Annotated in this window: 13 protein-coding genes; 2 read left to right on the top strand and 11 right to left on the bottom strand. The window is 71.6% G+C overall.

Going from position 1 to position 19,551, the window contains the following annotated elements; all coding sequences use genetic code 11:
• Nucleotides 1-10: 10 nt before the first annotated feature.
• Entirely contained in the window at nucleotides 11-883 is an 873-nt protein-coding gene (locus ACFXOM_RS14545) for an aminoglycoside phosphotransferase family protein (protein WP_385038037.1), read from the top strand.
• 411 nt (nucleotides 884-1,294) lie between these two features.
• Here the strand turns inward: ACFXOM_RS14545 and ACFXOM_RS14540 are convergent, their stop codons facing one another.
• The 11 genes from ACFXOM_RS14540 to ACFXOM_RS14490 form a co-directional block, all read right to left on the bottom strand.
• Nucleotides 1,295-2,992, bottom strand: a complete 1,698-nt coding sequence (locus tag ACFXOM_RS14540) for a proline--tRNA ligase (RefSeq protein ID WP_384941643.1) — start codon at nucleotides 2,990-2,992, stop codon at nucleotides 1,295-1,297.
• Between the two features lie 70 nt (nucleotides 2,993-3,062).
• Nucleotides 3,063-3,605, bottom strand: a complete 543-nt coding sequence (locus ACFXOM_RS14535) for a GNAT family N-acetyltransferase (RefSeq protein ID WP_384941641.1) — start codon at nucleotides 3,603-3,605, stop codon at nucleotides 3,063-3,065.
• Between the two features lie 29 nt (nucleotides 3,606-3,634).
• Entirely contained in the window at nucleotides 3,635-4,477 is an 843-nt protein-coding gene (locus tag ACFXOM_RS14530; RefSeq protein WP_384941639.1) for a GNAT family N-acetyltransferase, read from the bottom strand.
• 219 nt (nucleotides 4,478-4,696) lie between these two features.
• Nucleotides 4,697-5,851: a flavodoxin-dependent (E)-4-hydroxy-3-methylbut-2-enyl-diphosphate synthase gene (gene ispG / locus ACFXOM_RS14525; RefSeq protein WP_384941638.1), complete on the bottom strand. Its 1,155-nt coding sequence runs from the start codon at nucleotides 5,849-5,851 to the stop codon at nucleotides 4,697-4,699.
• A 166-nt stretch (nucleotides 5,852-6,017) separates the two neighbouring features.
• On the bottom strand, nucleotides 6,018-7,319 hold the full coding sequence (locus ACFXOM_RS14520; protein WP_384941636.1) for a M50 family metallopeptidase: 1,302 nt from the start codon (nucleotides 7,317-7,319) through the stop codon (nucleotides 6,018-6,020).
• Nucleotides 7,316-8,578 carry a 1-deoxy-D-xylulose-5-phosphate reductoisomerase gene (gene dxr / locus ACFXOM_RS14515; RefSeq protein ID WP_385038034.1) on the bottom strand — a complete coding sequence of 421 codons (1,263 nt, stop codon included), beginning with the start codon at nucleotides 8,576-8,578 and terminating at the stop codon, nucleotides 7,316-7,318. Before dxr ends, ACFXOM_RS14520 begins: the two co-directional genes overlap by 4 nt.
• A gap of 184 nt (nucleotides 8,579-8,762) precedes the next feature.
• Complete coding sequence (locus ACFXOM_RS14510; protein WP_384934069.1) at nucleotides 8,763-10,745, bottom strand: acyl-CoA dehydrogenase family protein; 1,983 nt, start codon at nucleotides 10,743-10,745, stop codon at nucleotides 8,763-8,765.
• A 193-nt stretch (nucleotides 10,746-10,938) separates the two neighbouring features.
• Nucleotides 10,939-12,384 (bottom strand): aldehyde dehydrogenase family protein, encoded by a 1,446-nt coding sequence (locus tag ACFXOM_RS14505; protein WP_384934066.1) that lies wholly within the window; start codon nucleotides 12,382-12,384, stop codon nucleotides 10,939-10,941.
• 128 nt (nucleotides 12,385-12,512) lie between these two features.
• Nucleotides 12,513-13,478, bottom strand: coding sequence for an EamA family transporter (locus ACFXOM_RS14500; protein WP_385038032.1), 966 nt, complete (start codon nucleotides 13,476-13,478; stop codon nucleotides 12,513-12,515).
• 185 nt (nucleotides 13,479-13,663) lie between these two features.
• Nucleotides 13,664-15,244, bottom strand: coding sequence for a PucR family transcriptional regulator (locus ACFXOM_RS14495; protein ID WP_385038029.1), 1,581 nt, complete (start codon nucleotides 15,242-15,244; stop codon nucleotides 13,664-13,666).
• A gap of 86 nt (nucleotides 15,245-15,330) precedes the next feature.
• Nucleotides 15,331-17,418, bottom strand: a complete 2,088-nt coding sequence (locus ACFXOM_RS14490; protein WP_385038026.1) for an ATP-binding protein — start codon at nucleotides 17,416-17,418, stop codon at nucleotides 15,331-15,333.
• Between the two features lie 522 nt (nucleotides 17,419-17,940).
• Here ACFXOM_RS14490 and gabT point away from each other — a divergent pair.
• Nucleotides 17,941-19,275, top strand: coding sequence for a 4-aminobutyrate--2-oxoglutarate transaminase (gabT, locus tag ACFXOM_RS14485; RefSeq protein WP_384934055.1), 1,335 nt, complete (start codon nucleotides 17,941-17,943; stop codon nucleotides 19,273-19,275).
• Nucleotides 19,276-19,551 lie beyond the last annotated feature (276 nt).

The raw sequence follows: 19,551 nt of genomic DNA, 5'->3' as shown, positions 1-19,551 counted from the left end.
CGACACACGCATGGGTTTTGAACCGCCCCAACGTCTGGTGCGGGCGCTCGGCGACAACGAGTGGCTCGGGCAGTTGCCGAAGCTCACCGAGGCGGCGCTCGCCCGCGACGGGCTTGAGGCCGAGCGGGTGATGGCTCCCGGCGGCAGGAGCAGTCTGGTCGTCCTCGTGCACCGGCAGGACGGGGCGCCCGCCGCGCTGAAGCTCGTGCCGCCGTTCGCCGCGCCGCAGCTCGAGGGTGCCGCGCTCGCGCACTGGAACGGTTTCGGCGCGGTACGGCTGCTGGGCGGATCCGAAGGGGCGCTGCTGCTGGAGCGGTTGCACCCGGAGGTCTCGCTGCGCTCGCTGCCGGAGGCGAAGGCGCTGCTGGAGGCCGCTGGTACGGTGCGCCGGCTCTGGGTCGACCCGCCGGCCGGACACGGCTTCGAGTCGGTCGCCGACCGCACGGCCCGCCAGGCGTCCGCGCTCGCCGCACACGGTGGAGGGGCACCGCCCGCGCTCCTCGCCGCGGCCCTGACGGCACGCGAAGAGCTGGCCGCCGACTCCCCGGAGCGCCTTCTGCTCCACGGGAACTTCCGTCAGGGCAAGGTCCTCTCGGGCGACCGCACGCCGTGGCTGGCCGTCGGTCCCGAGCCGCTCGTGGGTGAACGCGCGTACGACCTGGCTCGGCTCGTCCGCGATCGCGTGGAGGACCTGATCGCGACGTCCGCCGGCCCGTCCGCCGCCAGACGCCGGGTGAACCGGCTTGCGGACTCGCTGGACGTGGACGCCGACCGCCTGCGCGGCTGGACCCTGTTCAGGGCCGTCGAATCCGGAATGCGTGCGATGGCGGCCGGGCGTCTGGCGGAGGGGGAGCTGGCGCTGGAGTTCGCAGCCTGGCTGTAGGCAGCAGTCCGGGTGCCCGCCATCGGGGGGCACCCGTGCGGGCCTGCTGGGCGGCACTGGTCCCTCCCGCCGGACGCCGCCGGGTGCAGGGCGCGGAGTGCTCCCACGCCGAGGGGCCCGGGCCCCTCGGCCGGACGAGCGGACGCCTGCGGACCGGACGGGTGAGCACCGACCGACAGCGAACGGGCACCCGCCGGCGAGGGCCCCGCCGATGGCGGGCACCCGTGCGGCATGCACCGGATCCGGAAACGGGTGGCCGGTTCACCGTCAGCGGGGATCCCCCCGCGGGCGGCATCCGGGAGGACGGGGTGGGAGAACGGCACGTGGCTCCCGACCGGTGTGGCGGGCCACGGCCCGGGGAGCGGGGCCCGTCAGCCGCGGCAGCCCGTGACGGAGGCGACGGCTCCCCCGTCAGGCCGTGATGCGGGCGATGGCCTCGTCCACGGTCAGCTCCTCGCGCTCGCCCGTGCGGCGGTCCTTCAGTTCCAGGACGCCTTCGCCCGAGCGGCGGCCCGCCACCAGGATCGTCGGCACGCCGATCAGCTCGGCGTCCGTGAACTTCACGCCGGGAGAAACTCCTGCGCGGTCGTCGACCAGCACCCGGACGCCGGCCGCACCCAGCTTCTCCGCCACGTCGAGCGCCAGCTCGGTCTGGAGCGCCTTGCCGGCCGCGACGACGTGCACGTCCGCCGGTGCGACCTCACGGGGCCAGCACAGGCCCTGCTCGTCCGCGTGCTGCTCCGCCAGTGCCGCGACGGCGCGCGAGACGCCGATGCCGTACGAGCCCATGGTGACGCGCACCGGCTTGCCGTTCTGGCCGAGCACGTCGAGCTGGAAGGCGTCGGCGTACTTCCGGCCCAGCTGGAAGATGTGCCCGATCTCGATGGCGCGGTCGAGCTTCAGCCCGGTCCCGCAGGACGGGCAGGGGTCGCCGTCCTCCACCACCACGACGTCGAGGTAGTCGTCGACCTCGAAGTCCCGTCCCGCCACGACGTTCCTGGCGTGGGTGTCGGGCTTGTTCGCGCCGGTGATCCAAGCCGTGCCCGGGGCGACCCGCGGGTCCGCGATGTAGCGGACCTTGCCCAGCCCCTGCGGGCCGACGTAGCCGCGCACCAGGTCGGGACGGCCGGTGAAGTCCTCGGCCGTGACGAGCTCGACCTCGGCCGGTGCCAGGTGGTCGGTGAGCTTGCCCAGGTCGACCTCGCGGTCCCCGGGGACGCCGACCGCGACGATCTCGCCGTCCACCTTCACCAGGAGGTTCTTCAAGGTGGCGGACGCCGGGACGCCGAGGTGCTCGGCGAGCGTCTCGATGGTGGGGGTGTCCGGAGTGTCGAGCTCCTCGACAGGCCCGTGCTCCGCGCCGTCCACGGCCTCCGCCGTGAACGTGACCGCCTCGGTGTTCGCCGCGTAGTCGCAGGAGGGGCAGTACACGAACGTGTCCTCGCCGGCGGCCGCCGGCGCGAGGAACTCCTCGGACGCCGAGCCACCCATCGCGCCGGAGACCGCGGAGACGATCCGGTGCTCCAGGCCGAGACGCTGGAAGATCTTGATGTACGCCTCGCGGTGCAGCCGGTAGGACTCCGCGAGACCTTCGTCCGTGGTGTCGAAGGAGTACGAGTCCTTCATCTGGAACTCGCGGCCGCGCAGGATGCCCGAACGGGGGCGGGCCTCGTCGCGGTACTTCGTCTGGATCTGGTACAGGATGACCGGCAGGTCCTTGTACGAGGTGCACTGGTCCTTCACCAGCTGGGTGAAGATCTCCTCGTGCGTGGGACCGAGCAGGTAATCGGCGCCCTTGCGGTCCTTCAGGCGGAAGAGCTCGGCACCGTACTCCTCCCAGCGGCCGGTCGCCTCGTACGGCTCCTTGGGCAGCAGCGCGGGCAGCAGGACCTCCTGCGCACCGATGTCGTCCATCTCCTCGCGGACGATGCGGGCGACGTTCTCCAGGACGCGCATGCCGAGCGGCAGCCAGCTCCAGATGCCGGCGGCGTTCCGGCGCACGTAGCCCGCGCGGACCAGCAGCTTGTGGCTGAGCGTCTCGGCGTCCGCCGGGTCGTCGCGCAGTGTCTTGACCATCAGACGGGACATGCGCTGGACCTGGGCTGCCATGGGTTTACTCCTGCGTTGCAAGAAAGGGTGATGGGCAGGAGGTTAGCCGGGCCGGGCGGGCGGGTGGAAATCAGTTGCCGCGCAGCAGCGGCAACGGCGCCCCCATCACCGCGTACGGCTTCGGTGCGCTCGGGAAGAGCACCCGCCGCGCCAGGTCCCGGTAGCCGAGAGTGCGGTAGAGGCCGCGCGCCGGGCTCTCCGCGTCGATCGCCGACAGGATGGAGCGCGGCTGGGGCACCCCGTCCGTGATGGTGGTGATCAGCGTCCGGCCGATACCGCGCCCCTGGTAAAGCGGGTGGACGTGCAGCTCGGTGATCACGAAGGAGTCGTCGAGCCAGTCTTCGGAGCCGTTGGTGCGCAGATAGGGCTCGACGATGGTGGACCACCAGTGGGTGCGGTCGTTGGGCATGCCGTACACGAAGCCGACCAGGTTGCCCTGGGGGGTCGTGGCGCCGAATGCCTGGGCACCCGGGTAGAGCAGGTGCCGGAGCACGATGTGGCGGCGCACTCCGATCTCCTCGTCGCTGAGCCCGAAGGCAAGGGCCTGCACGGCGAGGGCGTCGTCCACGCGGGCGGCGAGGTTGACCGGCCCGACCTCGACATCACGTTCCATGGCGGGAACCCTACTTCGGCGTCAGCCGGTCAGAACAGCACACTCATGAACGCACCGACTTCACGGAATCCGACGCGCCGGTAGGCCGCGCGGGCGGCCGTGTTGTAGTCGTTGACATAGAGGCTGACGACGGGGGCGACGTCGGCGAGGGCGTAGCGGATGACGGCGGCCATGCCGGTTTCCGACAAGCGCCGGCCGCGGTACTCCGGTGCCACCCAGACGCCCTGGATCTGGCAGGCCTGGGCAGTGGCCGCGCCGATCTCGGCCTTGAACACGACCTTGCCGTCGTCGATGCGGGCGAAGGACCGGCCCGAGCCGACCAGTTCGGCGACCCTGGCCTGGTAGAGCAGTCCCCCGTCGCCGGCCAGCGGGGAGACGCCGACCTCTTCGGTGAACATGGCCACGCAGGCGGGCATGATCAGGTCCATCTCCTCCTTGCGGATGCGCCGGACGTACGGGTCCGGGGCGATGTCCGCGGGCTGGCACTCGGTGACCATGAGCGGCTGGTGGGCCCGGACTTCGCGGGCGGGGCCCCAGCTGGGCTCCAGCAGTCGCCAGAGCTGCGCGGTGGGCTCGGCCGGTCCGACGATCGAGGAGCAGCGGCGCCCGGTCCTGCGGGCGCGGTCGGCGAAGGCGCGCACGGCTTCGGGGGTGGCGCAGATGGGGACGAGGTTGGCCCCGGCGTAGCAGAGCGAGCGGAGCCTGCCCTCCGCGTACCAGCCCCACATCTCGCCGCCGAGCCGCCAAGGGTCGAGGCCTGCGACCTGGACCCGGGCCGTGACGAAGGCATTGACGACCGGGTCGCTCCCGAGGACGGCGAGCGCGGCGTCGAGGTCTTCGGGGTCGAGCACCCGGGTACTGGTCTGCGTCAACACGAGGGGCCCTCCATCACTCCTTGCGGGCAACGACAGGTGCCGCTCGGCCGGCCAGCTCCCGGGCGTACGGACGGCTCGTCGGTCTCGGCACGTCCCTACGGGCCCGCTGGTCTCCGCACTGTACCCGGAGATGCCGCGTGGTACCGCTCGCGGGAGTTCCTCGTGCAGGAGGACCGGGCCCCGACTGCGCCGGGGGCCGGTCCTCCGCGGAACGGTTCAGCTGATGGACACCTCGGGCTCGCCGGAGGGGATCCCGTCCGCCTCCATCTGTGCGGCGATCTTCATGGCCTCTTCGATGAGGGTCTCGACGATCTTCGACTCGGGGACGGTCTTGATGACCTCACCCTTGACGAAGATCTGCCCCTTGCCGTTGCCGGACGCGACGCCGAGGTCGGCCTCGCGGGCCTCGCCGGGGCCGTTGACGACGCAGCCCATGACGGCGACGCGCAGCGGGACTTCCATGCCTTCGAGTCCGGCGGACACCTGGTCGGCCAGCTTGTAGACGTCGACCTGGGCGCGGCCGCACGAAGGGCAGGAGACGATCTCCAGGCGCCGCTGGCGGAGGTTCAACGACTCCAGGATCTGGATGCCGACCTTGACCTCCTCGGCCGGCGGCGCGGACAGCGAGACCCGGATGGTGTCGCCGATGCCCTCGCTGAGCAGCGCGCCGAACGCGACAGCGGACTTGATGGTGCCCTGGAAGGCGGGGCCGGCCTCGGTGACGCCGAGGTGCAGCGGGTAGTCGCACTGGGCGGCGAGCTGCCGGTAGGCGTTGACCATGACGACGGGGTCGTTGTGCTTGACCGAGATCTTGATGTCGCGGAAATCGTGCTCCTCGAAGAGGGAGGCCTCCCACAGCGCCGACTCGACGAGTGCCTCGGGGGTGGCCTTGCCGTACTTCTGGAGCAGCCGCCTGTCGAGCGAGCCCGCGTTCACACCGATCCGGATGGGAGTGCCGGCGTCCCTGGCCGCCTTGGCGATCTCCTTGACCTTGTCGTCGAACTGCTTGATGTTGCCCGGGTTGACGCGGACCGCGGCGCAGCCGGCGTCGATGGCGGCGAACACGTACTTCGGCTGGAAGTGGATGTCCGCGATCACGGGGATCTGCGACTTCTTGGCGATGGTGGCGAGCGCGTCGGCGTCGTCCTGGGTGGGGCAGGCGACACGGACGATCTGGCAGCCCGACGCGGTGAGCTCGGCGATCTGCTGCAGGGTCGCGCCGATGTCGGAGGTCCGCGTCGTCGTCATCGACTGCACCGACACGGGCGCGTCGCCGCCGACGGCGACCGAGCCGACCTGGATCTTGCGGCTGACCCTCCGGTCGGCGAGCTTGGTCGGAACGGACGGCATCCCGAGAGAAATCGCGGTCATCTGCTGTGCAACCCCAAGGTGTGGATCGAGTCCCAGAGAGGGCGGGCTCCAGCCTTTGAGGTTACGCCACGGGCCACCGGCCCAGCACACCGCGGCGGGAGATCACCCGAAGGGACGCGGTCGGGCGCCCCACGGGTCCCGGCCGCGTCCCTCCGTCGTCGCACCGCTAGGTGATCTTCACCGGATTGACGATGTCCGCGACCAGCACGAGCAGGGTGAAGCAGATGAAGATCCCCGCCACCACGTAGGCCACCGGCATCAGCTTCGCCACGTCGAACGGGCCGGGGTCGGGCCTGCGGAACAACCTGGCCACCTGGCGCCTCAGCGACTCCCACAGCGCTCCGGCGATGTGACCGCCGTCCAGCGGCAGCAGCGGGAGCATGTTGAACAGGAACAACGACAGGTTGAAGCCGGCGAGCAGCATCAGGAACGTCGCGATGATGTTCTGCGTGGGCACGTCGAGGTTGAGCACCTCGCCGCTGAGGCGGGCGGCCCCGACCACGCCGACCGGGGAGTCGTCCTTGCGCTCGCCGTCACCGAAGGCGGCGTTCCAGAGGTCGGGGACCTTCCCGGGCAACGAGATGATCGACTCGACACCGTTCTCGAACATGTCACCCATGCGGTCCGCGGACTGGCCGAGGGTCTGCGGCACGATCTCGGTCTTCGCGGCGAAACCGAGGTAGCCGGCGGCGACGTACTGGTTGGGGACCACGTCCCCGTCCGCGTCCTTCTTGGCCACCAGGTTCTTCAGCAGGGTGGCTTTGAGGACCTTCTGCTCGCCGCCGCGGTCGACGGTGATCGTGGCCGGTCCGATCGTGTCGCGGATCCGCTGGGACAGCGTGGCCCAGTCGTCGACGGGCCGTCCGTTGAAGGCGACGATCTTGTCGTCCTTGAGCAGCCCGGCGGCGGTGGCGGGTGACACCGGGTCGGACGCCTTGCAGGTGTCGCGCTTCTCGCTCTGCGGGATGACGCATTTCTGGACGCCCGCGACCGTGGTGGTCTGGGTCGCGAATCCGAACGACATGGAGACGCCGAGGAAGATCGCGACGGCCAGCACCAGGTTCATGAACGGGCCCGCGAACATCACGATCACGCGCTTCCAGGGCTTGCGCGTGTAGAAGAGGCGGTCCTCGTCCCCGGGCTTGAGCTCCTCGAAGGCCGCCGATCGGGCGTCTTCGATCATTCCGCGCCAGGGAGAGGTCGAGCGTGCTTCGAGCCGTCCGTCCGGCCCCGGTGGGAACATGCCGATCATCCGGATGTAGCCGCCGGCCGGAATGGCCTTGATTCCGTACTCCGTCTCGCCCTTGTGCCGCGACCAGATCGTGGGACCGAAGCCGACCATGTACTGGGGCACGCGGATGCCGAAGAGCTTGGCCGTGGAAAGGTGGCCGAGCTCGTGCCAGGCGATGGAGACGAGCAGTCCCACGGCGAACAGCGCTATGCCGAGGACCGTCAACAGAATCGTCATGCGCGAGCCTCCGCTGTCGCCTTCGCCGTCAGTTCAGCCAGTTCCCGGGCGCGGGCTCGGGCCCATGCCTCCGCTTCCAGGACGTCCGGCACCGTCAGCGAAGTTCCCCCGGCAGGGGTCCCGTGTTCGCCGACGACTGCCGTGACCGTATCCATGATTCCGTTGAACGGCAGCCGTCCCGCGAGAAACGCGTCCACGCACTCCTCGTTCGCGGCATTGAACACCGCTGGTGCCGTACCTCCCAGTTCGCCGACGTGCCTGGCGAGCCCCACGGAGGGGAAAGCCTCGGTGTCGAGGGGGAAGAACTCCCAGGTCGAGGCATTCGACCAGTCGAAGGAAGGGCTGGCGTCCGGGATCCGCCCGGGCCAGCCGAGGCCGATGGCGATCGGGCCACGCATGTCCGGCGGGGTCGCCTGGGCGAGGGTGGATCCGTCGATGAATTCCACCATCGAGTGGACGTAGGACTGCGGGTGGACGACGACCTCGATGCGGTCGAAGGGGAGGTCGTACAGGAGGTGCGCCTCGATGACCTCCAGTCCCTTGTTGACGAGGGTCGCGCTGTTGACGGTGATCACCGGGCCCATGGCCCAGGTCGGGTGCGCGAGGGCGTCCTCGGGGGTGACCTCGGCGAGTTCGGCCTTGGTGCGGCCGCGGAAGGGGCCTCCGGAGGCGGTCACGACCAACTTGCGGACGTCACCCCGGGTGCCGGCGGCCAGCGCCTGGAAGAGCGCCGCGTGCTCGGAGTCGACGGGGATGATCTGGCCGGGCTTGGCCAGCGCCTTCACCAGCGGCCCGCCGACGATCAGCGACTCCTTGTTCGCGAGGGCGAGCGTCCGGCCCGCCTCCAGCGCGGCGAGGGTCGGCGCGAGGCCGATGGAACCGGTGATGCCGTTGAGGACGGTGTGGCACTCGGAGGCGGCGAGCCGGGTGGCTGCGTCGGGCCCCGCGAGGATCTCGGGCAGCGGCTCGCCCGGGCCGTACTCCTCGCGCAGGGCCTCTCGGAGCGCGGCGACGGTGTCCTCGCGTGCGACGGCGACCGTGGGCACCCGCAGTCGGTGCGCCTGCTCGGCGAGCAGGCGCACCCGCCCGCCTGCGGCGGACAGGCCGGTGACGCGGAAGCGGTCGGGGTTGCGCAACACCAGGTCGATGGCCTGCGTACCGATGGACCCGGTGGAGCCGAGGACGACGACGTCCCGGCGGTCTTCGGTCGGATCGAAGACGACGTGCGGGTCGGCCAGGGGGGATGGGCTGTCGCTCATCCCCCCATTGTGGCCGCTGCGTCCGGCCGGTCGGACAGGGCGTCCCCCCGTGTGCCGCCGCCGGTCCCGCGGAGGGCCCGCGCCCACGTGTGCGGCGTCGCGGAGGAGGTCCTCCCGAGGTGCGGGTCCTTCGGTACGGGGCGCCCTGTGGTGGCGGCGCCCCGCACCGTGCGGGCGGGCCTTCTCAGCGGATCGGGCGGTGGACGTTCGGCCGGGTCGCTGGGCCGGGGGTCGCGTCGGCGATCCAGGGTCCGTCGCCGCTGGGGTCGAGGACTCCCTCCTCCAGCCAGGCGTACGAGCCGCCGAGCACACCGTTCACGACCTTCCGGTCGAGATCGTCGGTGTTGGTCCAGAGCCGGTCGAAGAGTTCCTCGACGCGGATGCGGGACTGTCGGCAGAACGCATCGGCGAGTTGGTAGGCCTCCCGGCCGTGCTCACCGGTCTTGCGCAGCAGTTCCGCCCGCACACAGGCGGCGCTCATCGCGAAGAGTTCGGCGCCGATGTCGACGATCCGGCCGAGGAAGCCCTGTTTGGTCTCCATCCGTCCCTGCCACCGGGACATCGCGTAGAACGTCGAGCGGGCCAGCTTGCGCGCCGAGCGTTCCACGTAGCGCAGGTGGGAGGACAGGTCCACGTACCCGCGCGGGTGGAACTCTCCGTATGCTCCCGGCAGCTGTCCCGGTCCCGCGACCAGCTTCGGCAGCCAGCGGGCGTAGAAGGCGGAGGCGGCCGCACCGGCCTTGGCCTTGTCGCCGAAGGACTTGTCCGGGTCGATGATGTCGCCGGCGACCGAGAGGTGGGCGTCGACGGCTTCGCGGGCGATCAGCAGGTGCATGATCTCCGTCGAGCCCTCGAAGATGCGGTTGATGCGCATGTCACGCAGCAACTGCTCGGCCGGGACGGCGCGTTCGCCGCGGGCCGCGAGCGAGTCTGCGGTCTCGAAACCGCGTCCGCCGCGGATCTGGACCAGCTCGTCCGTCATCCGCCAGCCCATCTCGGACCCGTAGAGCTTGGCGAGGGCCGCCTCGATGCGGATGTCGTTGCGGTCCTCGTCGGCCATCTGGGAGGACAGGTCGACGACGGCTTCGAGGGCGAAGGTGGTGGCGGCGATGAAGGAGATCTTCGCGCCGACGGCCTCGTGCTTGGCGACCGGCTTGCCCCACTGCTCGCGCGCCGCGGACCACTCGCGGGCGATCTTCAGGCACCACTTGCCCGCTCCCACGCACATCGCGGGGAGCGACAGACGGCCGGTGTTCAGGGTGGTCAGGGCGATCTTGAGACCGGAGCCCTCGGGGCCGATGCGGTTCGCCGCGGGGACCCGGACCTGGTGGAAGCGGGTCACGCCGTTCTCGATGCCGCGCAGCCCCATGAAGGCGTTGCGGTTCTCGACGGTGATGCCCTCCGATCCGGCCTCGACCACGAAGGCGGTGATGCCCCCCTTGTGGCCTTCGGACTTCGGGACCCGGGCCATGACGACGAGGAGGTCTGCGACGACGCCGTTCGTCGTCCAGAGCTTGACGCCGTCGAGCACGTAGTCGTCACCGTCGGGGACGGCCAGGGTGGCCAGGCGGGCCGGATCGGAGCCGACGTCCGGCTCGGTGAGCAGGAAGGCCGAGATGTCGGTGCGGGCGAGCCGCGGGAGGAACCTGTCCTTCTGCTCCTGCGTACCGAAGATCTTCAGCGGTTGCGGTACGCCGATCGACTGGTGCGCCGAGAGCAGCGCGCCGAGCGCCGGACTCACGGATCCGACCAGAGCCAGGGCCTTGTTGTAGTACACCTGGGTGAGGCCGAGCCCGCCGTACTTCGGGTCGATCTTCATACCGAGGGCGCCGAGCTCCTTCATCCCGTCGATGACCTCGTCGGGTATGCGGGCCTCGCGCTCGATGAGCGCGCCGTCGACCTTCGTCTCGAGGAGGTCGCGCAGTTTGGCGAGGAACTCCTCGCCGCGCTGCACGTCGTCGGCGGACGGCAGCGGATGGGGGTGGATCAGATCGAGCCGGAAACGACCGAGGAACAGTTCCTTGGCGAAGCTGGGCTTGCGCCAGCCCTGCTCGCGCGCGGCCTCGGCGACCTGACGTGCCTCACGCTCGGTGACCTTGGGCTGCCCGTCGACCTCTGGGGTCACGGTGGCCTTCGGGGTGTCCTGCGGAGTGGATGGGGCGGACATGAGGGAATCACCTCGCCGCTGCGTAGGGGGCGGCCGGACGGGAACTACCGTCCGGTGCTACTCGTCCGTATCTACCCGATTACGCGCCGCCTCACCAGTCCTGCGGCGCACCCGGGTGGATCCGGGCGGCCCGCGGGAGACAGGACGGCCGGAGCCCCCGCACAGTGGGCTCCGGCCGTCGGTCCGGTGCGTACTACAGCGCCAGGCCGGTGAGGACCAGCACCCGCTCGTACGTGTAGTCGTCCATCGCGAACTTCACGCCCTCGCGACCCACGCCGGACTGCTTGACGCCGCCGTACGGCATCTGGTCGGCGCGGTAGGACGGGACGTCGCCGATGACCACGCCGCCCACCTCCAGTGCCCGGTGGGCGCGGAACGCGGTCTGCAGGTCGCGCGTGAACACGCCCGCCTGGAGCCCGTACTTCGAGGCGTTGACCGCGCGGAATGCCTCGGCCTCGCCGTCCACGCTCTGCACGGTGAGGACCGGCCCGAAGACCTCCTCGCAGGCGAGGGTGGTGCCGGCGGGCACGCCGGTGAGGACGGTCGGTGCGTAGGAGGCCCCGTCGCGCTTGCCGCCGGTCAGCAGCTGGGCGCCTGCCCCGACGGCCTCGTCGACCCACGACTCGACCCGCTTGGCGGCTTCCTCGTTGACCAGCGGGCCGACGTCGGTGGCCGCGTCCGACGGGTCACCGGTGACCTGGTTCTCGACTGCCGCGACGATCTTCGGCAGCAGGCGGTCGTACACCGATGCGTCGGCGATCACGCGCTGCACGGAGATGCAGGACTGGCCGCCCTGGTAGTTGGAGAAGGTGGCGATGCGGGTCGCCGCCCAGTCCAGGTCCTCCTCGGAGGCGAAGTCGGCCAGGACCACGGCGGCGCCGTTGCCGCCGAGCTCCAGGGTGCAGTGCTTGCGCGGCACCGAATCCATGATCGCGTAGCCGACCTTGTCGGAACCGGTGAAGGAGATGACCGGGAGGCGTTCGTCCTGGACCAGGGCGGGCATCCTGTCGTTCGGCACCGGGAGGACGGACCACGACCCGGTGGGCAGCTCGGTCTCGGCGAGCAACTCACCGAGGATCAGCCCGGACAGCGGGGTGGCGGGCGCCGGCTTGAGGATGATCGGGGCGCCGACGGCGATCGCCGGGGCGACCTTGTGTGCGCACAGGTTCAGCGGGAAGTTGAACGGTGCGATGCCGAGGACGACGCCCTTGGGGAACCGGCGAGTGAGCGCGAGGCGCCCCTGGCCGCCGGCGTCGGTGTCGAGTCGCTGTGCCTCGCCGCCGTTGAACCGGCGAGCCTCTTCCGCGGCGAACCGGAACACGGAAACGGCGCGCCCGACCTCGCCGCGGGCCCACTTGACGGGCTTGCCGTTCTCGGCGGAGATCAGCTGGGCGATCTCCTCGGTGCGCTCGACCAGACGCTTGGAGACGTGGTCGAGGGCGGCGGCACGGACGTGGGCGGAGGTCGCTGCGAACTCGTCCATGACGGCGTGCGCGGCGGCCACGGCCTCCTCGACCTGAGCATCGCTCGGGACGGCGACCTTGCCGACCAGGCGGCCGTCCCACGGGGAGGTCACGTCGAAGGTCGTCTCACCGGTCGCCTGGCGGCCGGCGAGCCAGAAGGCGTGGGTGGAAGTCATATGCGGGTCCCGGCCCTTCCGAAGTAGTGGGGTCTCTCCTCACACGGTAGGCCGGTGGGGCCGAATCGTGGTTTGTCCGCGCTGGAGTGGTCGGCGCGCCGGGCCTGCCGGATTGGCGAGTAGGCAGCTCATCGGCGGCGTTCCGTGCTCACGATCAGGCACACCCCCGCCACCACGACGACGCCGCCGACCGCGATCGGCCAGGTCAGCCGTTCGTCGAGCACGAGCGCACCGAGCAGCACGGCGACGACCGGGTTGACGTAGGCGTAGGTGGCGACGAGGGAGAGCGGCGCCGAGTGCAGGAGCCAGGCGTACGCCGTGAAGGCCAGGAGGGAGCCGAAGAGGACGAGGTAGGCGAGGGCCACCCAGGACCTGCCCGACACGTCGGCGAGGGCGAATCCGCGCTGCTCTCCCCGGCCCAGACCGACCAGGAGGCAGCCGATGCCGCCGGCGACCATCTCGTAGGCGCTGGCCACGAACGGGTTGGCCGGCATCGGGATGCGCGAGGAGGAGAACGAACCGACCGACCACATGACGGTCCCGGCGACCACGGTGAGGACGCCCCACAGCCGGACGTCGCCGCTGAGGCCCGGCAGCGTCAGCACGGCGAGACCGGCGAGACCGAGGGTGACGCCGCCGTATGCACCGGGGCCCGGCCGTTCCCCGGACGCCCTGCGCAGGACGACCACCCACGCGGGGACGACGGCGACCAGCAGCGCGGCGAGCCCCGACGGAACGGCGGTCTCGGCGAAGACGACGAGCCCGTTGCCGCCGAGGAGCAGCAGGAGGCCGACGAGCGCGGCGGAAGCAAGCTGGGCACGGGAGGCCTTCAGTACCGTCGGCCCCTGTCGCCAGGCGATGATCACGCCGAGGAGCAGTCCGGCGGTGACGAAGCGGGCGCCGGCGGAGAGGAACGGGGGCATCGTCTCGACGACGACGCGGATGCCGAGGTACGTCGATCCCCAGACGACGTACACGATGGCGAGCGCGCCCCAGACGTGGCCGGGTATCCGGCTATGGCCGGGTGCTCCGTTGGGGACGGCATCGGTGGTGGCGACCGCGGAATCATCGGTACGGGACGGGAGTTGCGTCATCGGTCCTTCTCGTCTCGTGGACGGGGGGCAGTTCCCCCGCCTGCTGATCACGAGCCAGGACCATAGGCACTTCAACCATCAAAGACCAGCAATTCTGCCCGGAATCGGGCAGGAGAATGGCATTTTCCTCTGCGTGTGCGACAAGACCGCCGACGGACGGGTCGTTCCGACGGTAGTCTCAGCGGCTACTCCGGCGCCGAGGCCGGCGCCGGATGTGGCCCCTCCGTCGCCTTGAGGGCGAGCCAGAGCTCCATGCGCACGTCCGGATCGTCCAGGGACCGGCCGAGGATCTCCTCCACGCGGCGCATCCGGTAGCGCAGGGTGTGGCGGTGTACGCCGAGGTCGGCCGCGGCAGCGTCCCACTGCCCGTGCCGGGACAGCCAGGCGCGCAGCGAGGACACCAGGTCGCCCCGCCCCGTGGCGTCGTGCTCGTACAGGGCTCGGAGCATTCCGTCGGCGAACGCCCGCACGGCGTCGTCGACCAGGAGCGGCAGGACGGAGCCCGCGGCGAGCTCCTCGTGCTCGACGAGCGCACGTCCCCTGCGGCGCGCCACCGAAAGGGCTTGCTCCGCCTGCTTGTACGCGCCGACTGCGGCGATGGGTCCCGCCGGCGCGGACATGCCGACGACGACGCCCGCTTCCTCGGCTTCGCGTTCGGCGTACGTCTCGCAGGCGAGGGCGACCGCTCCCCCGTCGGCGGCGAGCACCACGAGGCGGTCGTTTCCCTCGGGCACGATCAGCACGGCCTCGCCCGCCCGGGACGCGGCGGACTCCAGGGTCTCGACGAGCGAGGGGACCGGCTGCTCGGCGGCCGGGTCCTGTTCTCCGGCCGACGGTTCGGCGATCAGCAGGCGGAACGGTGCGTCCAGCAGGCCCCCGTACAGATCGCCGGCCACCGCCCGGGCGTGGTCCGGCTGGCCGGACAGCATCATCCTCAGCACGGCCGCTCCCAGGCGCTGCTCCGCCGCCTGAAGGGAGCGGGAGCGCTCCGTCGTCAGCGTCAGCAAGGCCACCGCGGAATGCACGGCGTACCGCTCCGCCGTACCGAGCGGCGCCCCGGTGCCCACGGCGAGCACGCCGCGCACCCGGCGCCCCGTGCCGAGCGACTGCAGCTCGACCCGGTCGTCGGTGCCGCCGACGACGGCACTGGCCGGTGCCGGCCGTTCGCGCAGCCGCTCCACGTCCCCGGTGAGCCGGGCCGCACGGCGGGCGGCCCAGTCGGGCGCGGCGGAGACCACGGCCCCGGAGGCGTCGTAGAGCGCGGCCCAGCCGTCGACGTGGGCGGCGAGCTTGGCCAGTAGGTCGGCCGGCCCCTCGCCGAGCGCGGCGCGCGTCAGCTCGCGCTGGGCCTCGAAGCCCGCGGTCACCGCGCGGTACTGGTCAGCGGCCATGGCGGCCGAAACCGCCTTGCTGATGGCGAGGAACGGGGTCCGGCGCGGCACTTCGAGGAGGGGGAAGTCCGCCTCCTCGGCGGCCCGCAGCAGGGCTTCGGGGACGTCCTCGTAGTTGACGCCGACGGCGAACCCGAGGCCGACGACACCGGCACCGTCGAGCCTGCGCACGTAGCGGCGCATGGCCTCGGGGTCGGCGGCGTCCAGCGTCATGGCCGTGACGAGCAGCAGCTCGCCGCCCTCCATGTAGGGCACGGGGTCGGCGAGCTCGCTGACGTGCGCCCAGCGCACGGGGGACCCGAGCCGTCCGGCCCCCGCGCGTACGGTCAGTTTGAGCGCGGAGTGCTGGACGAGCGAGGCGAGGGTGACCGGCATGGGACCGCGGACTTTCGACGGGAGGCTTTTCGCCGTCCCGTATGAACGGCGTACCTCGATTCTGCCAGGACGTACCAGTGGCTGCGTCAGATCCGCAGATCCACCAGCAGCGGGGGCACGTGTTCGCCCCGGACCGACGTCAGGGACAGCACGGCGTGGCCGGCGGGCACCGAATGGGCCAGGTCGGAGGCGGACCAGCGCTCCCGCTCCACCTCACGGACCGTCACCGCCTCCGCCGTCGCGGCCTTCCCGGTCACCAGGCGGCGCATGAAGTGCAGCGCCTTGGTGAGCGGCTCGTCCGAGATGATCTGCCGGTTGGTGACGTCCCGTGTCTGGACCCACTCGGTGCCCCACGCCTCGGCGAACCGGCCGCCGTCCCACGGCGCGAGGCCGGCGAACGCCATCCGGCACCCGACCGAGCCGAGCAGCGGGCCGCGCAGCGCCTCGGGCACGTCCTCGAGCGTGCGCAGGGTCAGCAGCACCCCCGCGTGGGCCGAGCGCAGCCGCTGCACGGCCCGAACGGAGTCGGCGGTGACGGTGTGCGTGGCGTCGTCGAGCACGAGGCAGGCGAACAGCGAGCGGTCCGAGCGCGCGAGCGCGGCCTCGGTGAACTGGGCGAGGACAAGCCGGGCGATGATCCGTGCGGCCTCGCCGCGGCCCCTCTCGGGCAGGTCGACCCGGACTCGCAGCGGGTGCTCGATCGCTCGCAGCGAGAACTGGCGGCCCGCTTCGCGCGTGCGGAAGAAGGGAGCGAAGGCGGGCCGGTCCAGGACGGCGATCCGTTCGGCGAGCAGCACCCCGACGTCGTCGGCGCGTTCCGACTGCCTCGCACGCGCGTCCAGTTCGCGGAGCTGTGACGCCTCCCCCGCTTCCTCCAGCGCGGCCCGCAGCTCCTGTGTTTCGCGGGGCGCCCCGCTGATGAGTTCACGTAGGTCGGGGACGGCGGGGAAGTGACCGTGGACACATTGGTACGGCCCGATGAGCTGGGCCAGGGCGGTGGCGGCCCGACGACTGTCGACGGTGAGGTCGCCGACCAGCGCCTCCGCGAGGATGCGGGCCGCCTCGTCAGGGTCGTCCGCACCGCCGTACAGATCGAGGTCGTGGGTGGATTCGGGGCTGCCGAGGGCGATGACGAGGTCGAAGGCCTCGTCGGGGGCGAGTGCGCTGCCGTGTGCGGCGACGGCGACGACGGCGGCGCGGTTGGCGAGCGCCTGCAGACACATCGCCTCGACCACGGGCCGGACGAGCCGCACGGTCTTCCCGGATCCAGACGGCCCCACGGCGAGGAGCGAGGTGCCGAGCAGGGCCGGGTCGAGGGCGACGCCGGTGGTGCGGCGCGCGTAGGGATTGCGGGAGTGGTCGGCCGCGGTGCCGATCCTCACCTGCCCGGTGACCAGGTCGTGCGTGGCGGTGCGGACCGGCAGGTCCCGGACGCCCGACGGGTGCGCGCAGGCGGCGGCGCCGTCCGTGCGCACGGCGTCGGTGAAGGCGGGCAGCCGCTCGGGGCGGGTGCGCACGCCCTGCCACGCCCGCCGGATCCGTGCGTAGTCGACGTCGCCGAGCGCCCCCTTCCGGGTGGCCCCGGCAAGGGTGCGGGCTGCTTCGTCGAGGCCGGCGTCCCGCAACTCGGGCCAGTCGGCCGGGTCCGCGTCGGTCGGAGGCGGCGGCGGGGCGGGCAGGTCCTCCCGGCGCGTGAGCCGACGCCAGATCTCCGGTACGTGCCCGATCCTGGCGAAGAAGACCAGCAGACCGCCCCCGACGACGGCGTAGTAGACGTAGCTGACGGTCATCCACAGGGGCGGGTCGGAGCGCCAGGACTCCGGGGTCAGCACGAGCAGCGGCCACAGCCAGTAGCGCCCGAGGTAGCCGTTCCACAGCAGGGACCAGAGCAGCCACCCGGTGAGCAGGGCGACGACCGCTCCCGCGAACAGTCGCCGGGCCGGGACGGCCTCCGGCTCCTGCTCCGGCCGCGGCCGGTGCCCGAAGCGCCAGACGCCGGGGTCGGCCGCGGGACGCGGGGTGCGCAGCCAGTCGGCGAGGGACGCGCCGGTGGCGGGGGACGGTGCGTACGAGGGGACCGGGGGGGCCGCGGGCGGAGGCCCGGCGGGGCGCGGGACGGGATGGGCGGGGTTCGCCTCCGTGCCGCGTGCGTGGTACGTGCCTTCGGTATCCATGAACCCTGCCCCCTGACCAGCCAGGACCGTCCGCATCTGTGCACTCGTCAATCTAGTGCCCCGTCAGGCTGTTGGACGTGCTCTGCGGAGGTCCGGATGCGGTCGCGGAGCGGATGTCGACGATCCGTCACCGGGCCGGAACGGGGGCGGCCGCCGGTCCGAACCGGTCCGCGCCGCATGAAGGTCCCATCTGTCCGCGGGACCCCACCCGATGGAGGTCACCCGGCCGGGGCGCCTGCGGCGGACGCCGAAGTGGTCGGCCTCGGACCCCATCCTCCTCGGCGCCGGTCCTCTCCGCGCGGCGCCCCTCGCGAGCGGGAACGCGGCCGGAGGGACCGCGGCTCCCCGCCCGGCGTCGGGGCACGCGGCCCCGGTCCCCTGGTCACCACCCGTCCATCCCTATGTCCGCAGCGGACAACGACACGCTCCCACCACTACCGAACGGAGCATGCCGGACCGCCCGGAGCGGACCTAGCCTGCGGAGAAAGAAGAAGTGCGTCCGTAAGACACCCAGGAGCCCCCATGTCCGCAATCCCGCAGGAGCGCCGCGTCGTCACCGCCATCCCCGGCCCGAAGTCGCAGGAGCTTCAGGCCCGCCGCTTGTCCGCGGTCGCGGGCGGCGTCGGCTCCGTGCTGCCGGTGTTCACCGCCCGGGTCGGCGGCGGCATCATCGAGGACGTCGACGGAAACCGTCTGATCGACTTCGGCTCCGGCATCGCGGTGACCTCCGTGGGCGCCTCGGCCGAGGCCGTCGTACGCCGCGCCTCCGCCCAGCTGCAGGACTTCACCCACACCTGTTTCATGGTCACGCCGTACGAGGGCTACGTCGAGGTGTGCGAGCAGCTCGCCGCGCTGACCCCCGGTGACCACGCCAAGAAGTCCGCGCTCTTCAACTCCGGCGCCGAGGCGGTCGAGAACGCGGTCAAGATCGCCCGCGCGCACACCAAGCGCCAAGCCGTCGTCGTCTTCGACCACGGGTACCACGGCCGCACCAACCTCACGATGGCGCTCACCGCCAAGAACATGCCGTACAAGCACGGCTTCGGCCCGTTCGCCCCAGAGGTCTACCGCGTTCCGGTCGCCTACGGCTACCGCTGGCCGACCGGCCCGGAGAACTGCGGCCCGGAGGCCGCCGCCCAGGCCATCGACCAGATCACCAAGCAGATCGGTGCGGAGAACGTCGCCGCGATCATCATCGAGCCCGTCCTCGGCGAGGGCGGCTTCATCGAGCCGGCCAAGGGCTTCCTCCCCGCGCTGGTGAAGTTCGCCGACGACAACGGGATCGTGTTCGTCGCCGACGAGATCCAGTCGGGCTTCTGCCGCACCGGTCAGTGGTTCGCCTGCGAGGACGAGGGCATCGTCCCGGACCTCATCACCACGGCCAAGGGCATCGCCGGTGGCCTGCCGCTGGCGGCCGTCACCGGCCGCGCCGAGATCATGGACGCCGCGCACGCGGGCGGTCTGGGCGGCACCTACGGCGGCAACCCGGTGGCGTGCGCCGGGGCGCTCGGCGCCATCGAGACCATGCGCGAGCAGGACCTCAACGGCAAGGCCAAGCGCATCGAGGAGGTCATGAAGGGCCGCCTGGCCGCGATGGCGGAGAAGTACGACGCCATCGGCGACATCCGCGGCCGCGGCGCGATGATCGCCATCGAACTGGTCAAGGACCGCACCACCAAGGAGCCCGACCCGGAGGCCGCCGGTGCGCTCGCCAAGGCCTGCCACGCCGAGGGCGTCGTCGTCCTCACCTGCGGCACGTACGGCAACGTGCTCCGCTTCCTCCCGCCGCTCGTCATCGGCGAGGACCTGCTGAACGAGGGCCTGGACGTGATCGAGACGGCTTTCGCCGGGCTGTGAGTCCCTGTTTCCCAGGGTAACCATCAGTGATCGCGTGCTCTCTGTGAAGAACGTGTGGGGGGCCGATGGCGGGATGGCATTCCCGCTGTCGGCCCCCGTCCGGCTGTCGTACGGTTCCTGCAGATGAGAGAAACACCCCGCCCGCAGGGGACTGCGGGCGACTCCATGGCGGAGCCTCCCCAGCCCTGCTGTGATCGTGCCCTCGCGCACACCACCGGAGCCTCGCGCTCCGGGACTCCTCACCGATCGGACGGCCGCCCGCCCCAAACCCCCCGG

Origin of the sequence: Streptomyces sp. NPDC059169 (assembly GCF_042755225.1) — a bacterium.
Classification (GTDB): domain Bacteria; phylum Actinomycetota; class Actinomycetes; order Streptomycetales; family Streptomycetaceae; genus Streptomyces.
The sequence above is the reverse complement of the archived record's forward strand: the minus strand, read 5'-3'. Positions and strand labels throughout refer to the sequence as shown.